The 1,526-nt window shown below is 45.9% G+C and carries 1 protein-coding gene and 1 pseudogene; both read left to right on the forward strand.

Features of this window, described 5'->3' with window-relative positions:
- The first annotated feature begins 370 nt into the window (after positions 1–370).
- On the forward strand, positions 371–1,114 hold the full coding sequence (locus L691_RS30420) for a DUF4158 domain-containing protein (protein ID WP_025688404.1): 744 nt from the start codon (positions 371–373) through the stop codon (positions 1,112–1,114).
- A pseudogene (locus tag L691_RS30425) lies at positions 1,111–1,526 on the forward strand (Tn3 family transposase); the annotation flags it as partial. The gene L691_RS30420 and the pseudogene L691_RS30425, both read left to right, overlap by 4 nt.

Here is a 1,526-nt window from a genome sequence, read left to right on the forward strand (position 1 = left end):
TAATAGGCATTTACCCACCCAGTAGCGCGAAGAGCCGTTATTTCCCACTTCCGTAGCTCTACTTTTATTTATTTAGTATCCAACACCCATCTTTCGCTAAATCATCAATTCTCCTACTTCATTAGATAATCCCTTTTTATTCAATATAACTGCCCGTTAGGTTAATCCGCCCTCGATATGGAATTATTCGACATTAGAATGATAAACCCTCCATTCCTCTTAAAAACAAAGTTCCGAATAATTTTTTGTAAAAGGAACATTGGGATTTATGAGACTCATATTGTCTAAAATATGCTGCTTCGATATACTGATTTCAATTGCATTGTTCCGATACTCACCATTTTAGGAACTTTATCTGGGAGGGGATATTGTGAAGCGAAATTGGGAGCTCGACGAACTGATTGAGCATTTTACGATTTTACCTAATGAAATGAAACTGGTTGAAAACAAGTTGGCGGAAAACAAGATCGGGTTTGCCGTACTGCTCAAGTTTTTTCAGAACGAAGCCAGATTTCCCGCACAAAAGTTTGAAGTTCCTAAAGCAGTGATTTCATACATTGCCAAACAGATTTTCTGCGAATCCGAGCTATACGCACAGTACGACTGGAATGGGAGAACCATAAAAGCCCACCGTGTACAAATCCGTGAATTCTTTGAGTTTCGGGAAGTGACTGTTCAGGATAGCCAAGACGTAGCAGAATGGCTTCGCCAACATGTGCTGCATCACAACCAGGAATGGGAGCAGGTGATGGATGTGGTGTATCGACGCTTCCGGGAGCTGAAAGTCGAGCCGCCGACACCTGACCGTGTAGAACGTCTCATCCGTTCCACGATCCATACCTACGAAGAACAGTTCTTTCAAGCAACGCTTCAAAAGTTGCCCCCAACCACACCCGCCAAGCTTGATGCCTTGATCGAGAGCACTGCGCTGCTTGATGATATCGACGAAGCCCCGGGTGAAGAAAGCGGCCGAATTTCGTTTCATGAGCAGAAGGCTGATCCGGGCCATCCCGGTCTGGACAGCTTATTGAAAGAAGTACATAAACTCCGGACACTGCGGCATTTGGAGCTGCCGGATGATCTATTTCGAGACACACCGCCCTCAAAGTATTGAAAAAGTACCGGCAGCGTGTTTCAACGGAAGATATTCGGGAGCTTCGTCGTCACCCTGATCCCATTCGCTACGCGCTGTTATGCGCGTTCTTCTGGCTCCGCAGTCAAGAGATCACCGATAACCTCGTAGATTTGCTCACTCAAATCATTCACCGAATCAGCGTTCGTGCCGAACGAAAGGTGGAAAAAGAGATCCTGAACGATCTTCGCCGGGTAAGCAATAAATACGGCATTTTGTTCAACATGGCTCAGAAAGCCGTTGATAACCCGGAAGGCACTATTCGCGACGTGATTTTTCCTGTTGTTAGCGAACAGATCTTGAAAGACTTAATCAAGGAATTCAAACACACGGGCCCCGCATATCGGGAGAAAATCCACACCGTCATCCGAGCTTCCTACGGCAGCCACTACCG

It is taken from the genome of Paenibacillus zanthoxyli JH29 (assembly GCF_000520715.1).
Lineage (GTDB): Bacteria > Bacillota > Bacilli > Paenibacillales > Paenibacillaceae > Paenibacillus_AQ > Paenibacillus_AQ zanthoxyli.